Source organism: Nonomuraea sp. NPDC049709 (assembly GCF_040674815.1).
GTDB lineage: Bacteria > Actinomycetota > Actinomycetes > Streptosporangiales > Streptosporangiaceae > Nonomuraea.
The window spans coordinates 1-4,484 of record NZ_JBFANM010000184.1 but is presented as its reverse complement, the minus strand read 5'-3'; the positions used below and the strand labels follow the sequence as shown (position 1 = coordinate 4,484).

The window sequence follows — 4,484 nt, the reverse complement described above, 5'->3', positions numbered from 1 at the left end:
CGGGGGTGACGTCGGAGACGTCGATGTAGTGGGTGTCGTCGATGCGGACGACGGGCTTCTCGGCGCCGGGTGCGCCGATGCGCATGAGATACACGGGTGCCTCTCTCAGAAGGGGTTGGAGCGGTAGACCACCGCGTCGCCGTCCGGTACCGCGCAGTGCACCGTCTCGCCGTATCGGTCGCACAGCGCCTTGAGGACTGGGGTGACTCGCACATGGCCGGGCCAGGCCGGGCCTCGCCCTGCGCAGCGCGGTCGGACCCGACGAGCCTGGGCTCGTCGATCAGCTCGGACACGTTCCGAACGTTAGACCATCATTCCAGGAAACGGAAGTTTCTCACGATGGGCGGTTCACGGCGGTGGCCCATGGCCTACTCTTCCTTTTCTGTGTTTCATGAATCGAATTCAAGTTCCATTAATTGGAAGATTGGTGGCTCATGGCGAGGAGCCAGAGCGCTCAGTGGTACGCGGGGAGTGACCGCAACGCCTACATCCACCGCGCGTGGATGCGGCGCGGGCTGCCGTCCGACGCCTTCGACGGCCGTCCGCACATCGCGATCGCCAACACCGCCTCCGGCCTCACTCCCTGCACCATGCACCTCGACGAGGTCGCCGAGCATGTCAAGCGCGGCGTGTGGGAGGCGGGCGGGGTCCCGCTGAACCTGCCGGTGGTCTCCCTCGGCGAGACGAACGTCCGCCCCACCGCAATGCTCTGGCGCAACATGGCCGCGATGGCCGTCGAGGACATGCTGCGGGCCAACCCGATCGACGGCGTTGTGCTGCTGGGCGGCTGCGACAAGACCATCCCCGCCCTGCGCATGGCCGCCGCCTCGGTCGATCTGCCCGCGGTCGTCGTTCCGGGCGGGCCGATGGTCACCGGAACCTTCCGCGGCGCCGCGCTCGGCTGCGGGACCGACGTGTGGAAACTGAGCGAGGAAGTCCGTGCCGGCACGCTCAGTGGCAAGGCCGCCGCCATTCGCCTGGAAGCCGACGGCATCGAAGTGATCACCCTCGATGTTTCCGAAGGCGCCGACCTGGTCGTGGACGTCACCGAGGCCGCCGCCGTCCAAACCGCCGCCGAACAGGTGGGTCCGGTGGACATCCTGGTCAACTCCGCCGGGATCGTCGGCCCGAACGCCCCGCTGTGGGAGATCCCGCTCGACGGCTGGCAGCGCACCTTCGACGTCAACGTCAATGGCACCTTCCACACCTGCCGCGCGTTCGTGCCCGGCATGCGCGAACGCGGCTGGGGCCGCATCATCAACCTCGCCAGCATGGCCGGCAAGGACGGCAACCCGAACATGGCGCCGTACTCCGCCTCCAAGGCCGCCGTCATCGCGCTCACCAAGTCCCTCGGCAAAGAGCTGGCCACCAGCGGCGTGCTCGTCAACGCCATCACCCCCGCTGTCATCGAGACTCCGATGAACGCCGACACCGGCCCCGAGGCCCTCGCTCACATCACCAGCCTCATCCCCCTGCGCCGCGTCGGAAAGCCGGAAGAAGTCGCCGAGCTCATCGCCTGGCTCGCCTCCGACAAGGTCAGCTTCTCGACCGGAGCCGTCTACGACATCAGCGGCGGACGCGCCACCTACTGACGGCCACGCCGCGGACCTCGACGCGGGTTGCGCGGCGTCTCGATGCGGCCTGCGCACCCGCCCTACCACGCCGACCCGCACCAGGTGCCCGAACCCCTGCATCGATCTCCGGGGTCGCCGGGCCGCGCGGCGTTGGGTCCAACCCACGGCACGATGGCGAGCCTCCGATGAGGTGGCCGCATGTGGATATCGGGGGGCTTGGCCGGGGACTGCGGGAGCGCGAGTTGGTCTGCGAACGCCCGGAATATGGGGTCTGCGGCGTGGCGGCCCATGACCGCCGCGCCACATCTACGCCAGAGCCGCCCGATGATGTCCGGCGCTCGCGTCAGGTCCTGGCCTGCGGCACGACACCTTGGTTCGGACGGTTTCGCGGTCGTGCTGGGCCATGATCGCTTGACTCTCGGGTAACCCGAGACGGGATGCTGTCTGGGTGAGCAGCGACAACTTCCTGAGTATCGGTGTCTTCGCTCTGGTCAGCGGCCTGTCGATCCATGCCTTGCGGCACTACGACGAACTCGGCCTGCTGCCGCCAGCGATCGTCGATCCGGTTACCGGTTATCGCCGCTACCGCCCTGAGCAGGTTCGGCAAGCCCGGCTGATCTGCGCGCTGCGGCGCGTCGATGTGCCGATCGACTCCGTACGCGTCGTCCTGGATGACTCCGACGGCGAGTCGCTGCGCACCGTGCTGCATCAGCACCGAGAGCGGCTGGTGGATCGCGCCCAGGTTCTTTCTCGCATGGTCCGCACGGTGGACCACTACATCGAACACGGAGTGGCTATGCCTGACCTGAAGACACCTCGTATCGTCCAGGTGACCATCAATGTCACGGACCTCGCCGAGTCGATCTCGTTCTACCAGGCCGCATTCGACGCGGTGTTCCACGAGGAGATCTCCTCCTTTCAGTTCGGCACCTGGCCGAGTGAGGAGTTCTTCCTGCTGACGGTCGCGCGGGAGCTCAACGGGCATGGCGAACACGACGGTCCAGCCGGGGTGTCCCGGTTCGGTCTCCTCGTGGAGGACGTGGACGCCGCGCACCGTCGCGCCGTTGATGCCGGAGCCATCGAGGTCCACCAGCCGGTGGACAAGCCGTGGAAGCCGCGGTCTTCGTGCGTGACAGACCCCAGCGGGAACCGCATCGATCTCTATCAGGGGTGAAGCCGATAACCCGACAGCCACCGCGCGTTCGCGTCCACCACCGCGCCAACGACGCGGTAGTCCCATCCCAGCCGCTCCACCCCCCGGGTGGGGGTTCTGTCCTGCGAAGTTGAGTACGCGGCTGGCGGGTGGTAGGCCGTTCAGCGCGGTGTGTCCGCGGTGGTGATTCTAGGTGTGGAACCACGTTGGCAGGGCTTGGCGGCGTTCGGTTTCCGAGGGGTGGGGCTGGGCTAGGCCCGTTCGCCGAGCAGGGTGCGGTTGTAACGTTCTGCCCTGCCGTTGGCCAGGGGCCGGTAGCGGCGGGTGCGTTCGTGGGTGATCCCGGCCGCGGCCAGGGTGTGGTGCAAGTCGCCACGGACACGGTCCAGGTACTGGCCCGAGGGCTGGTCGGCGGTGTCGAGCACGCCGAGCCTCCGGTCTTTGTGCATGGCCGGGCTGGGACTCCGGCCGCGGACCTGGGCCAAGAAACTGATCTATGTAAATATCTTTCATTGACGCTCGCATGTTGGTTAGATACCTTCGCCCGTGCTTCCCCTCAACCCCCCGGAGGGACCAGCTCGTGAAAACCATCACTCGTTTATCGGCCGCCGTCGTAGCAGCCTCTCTGGTTCTGCTCGGTACTGTGGCGCCCGCGACCGCCGCGACCACCACGGTCGACAACGCCACCGCCGGCCAGTTCACCGCCGGTGCCGACTGGGGCACCTCGGCATGGTCCGCGCAGCGGTACGGCGCGGACTACCGGTTCGCGGCACCGAACACCGTCGCGAGCGACGCCGCCTGGTTCAAGGCGTCGATCGCAGCGGCCGGGGCTCACCTGGTCGAGGTCTGGTACCCAGCGGACGCCGGTTACAACAGCGCCACCCCGTTCATGGTGGCGACCACCGACGGCATCCGTACCGTGGTCATCGACCAGCGCGCCAACGGTGGCCGCTGGGTCGGTCTCGGGACGTTCACCCTGGCCGCCGGCGACTACAACGTGGTCGGCGTCAGCCGCTGGACCAGCCAGCCCGGCTACGTCGTCGCCGACGCGGTCCGGATCACCTCGTCCACCGGAGGTGGCTCCTTCGCGCTACCCCTTCCGCGCAACGCGCTGCCGCGCAGCGAGTACGACGACCCGCACCACGACTATCCCGCGATCGACCTCCCGGTCGGCACCGGCACCCCGGCGTACGCGGTGCGCGCCGGCACGGTGACGGTCATCGACGACAGCCTGTGCGGGCGAGGCATCAACCTGACCGGAACCGACGGGGCCATCTACACGTACTGCCACTTCTCGTCGTGGTCGGTCTCCAACGGCGCGGCGGTCGGCGCCGGGCAACAGATCGGGCTGACCGGCAACACCGGCAACTCCACCGGTCCGCATCTGCACTTCGGCATCCGCACCGGCAGCACCCGGCGGTGCCCGCAGAACTTCCTGCTGGCCGTCTACGACGGCGCCACCCCACCGGCGGCGAGCAGCCTGCCCACCACGGGCTGCTACTACGCCGGCCGGTCGACGGAGCCGGTCATTCCGCTCGGCTGAGGACGTCAGCGGCAGGCCCGCCAGCGCCTGCTGTTCGGCCGCGGTGATGTGGCGAGGGCGTCCGACGTCCGTATGCGACCCCGAACCTCAACGCCCTCGCCACCGCGGACCGCGAACCGAGACGTTCGCGGTGCTGTCGGCGCCGCTCGGCCCCCCCCCCCCGCGGGGGCCGGGGGGGGCGCCCCCCCCCCCCCCACCCCCCCCCGAACGAAGA

The 4,484-nt window shown here is 68.6% G+C and carries 3 protein-coding genes and 1 pseudogene; 3 read left to right on the top strand and 1 reads right to left on the bottom strand.

Annotation, left to right across the window (positions count from 1 at the left end):
• Positions 1-434: 434 nt before the first annotated feature.
• Positions 435-1,592: an SDR family oxidoreductase gene (locus tag AB0J69_RS61410; RefSeq protein WP_364138575.1), complete on the top strand. Its 1,158-nt coding sequence runs from the start codon at positions 435-437 to the stop codon at positions 1,590-1,592.
• Positions 1,593-2,022: 430 nt separating this feature from the next.
• Positions 2,023-2,748 (top strand): VOC family protein, encoded by a 726-nt coding sequence (locus tag AB0J69_RS61405; RefSeq protein WP_364138573.1) that lies wholly within the window; start codon positions 2,023-2,025, stop codon positions 2,746-2,748.
• A gap of 96 nt (positions 2,749-2,844) precedes the next feature.
• Here the strand turns inward: AB0J69_RS61405 and AB0J69_RS61400 are convergent.
• Positions 2,845-3,068 (bottom strand): annotated as a pseudogene (locus AB0J69_RS61400) (integrase core domain-containing protein); the annotation flags it as partial.
• A 302-nt stretch (positions 3,069-3,370) separates the two neighbouring features.
• Between AB0J69_RS61400 and AB0J69_RS61395 the strand changes: the two are divergent.
• On the top strand, positions 3,371-4,270 hold the full coding sequence (locus tag AB0J69_RS61395) for a peptidoglycan DD-metalloendopeptidase family protein (RefSeq protein ID WP_364138570.1): 900 nt from the start codon (positions 3,371-3,373) through the stop codon (positions 4,268-4,270).
• Positions 4,271-4,484: the final 214 nt, after the last annotated feature.

Coding starts and splice junctions, on each gene's coding strand:
- AB0J69_RS61410 (WP_364138575.1), top strand. CDS start 435: ATGGCGAGGAGCCAGAGCGCTCAGTGGTACGCGGGGAGTGACCGCAAC.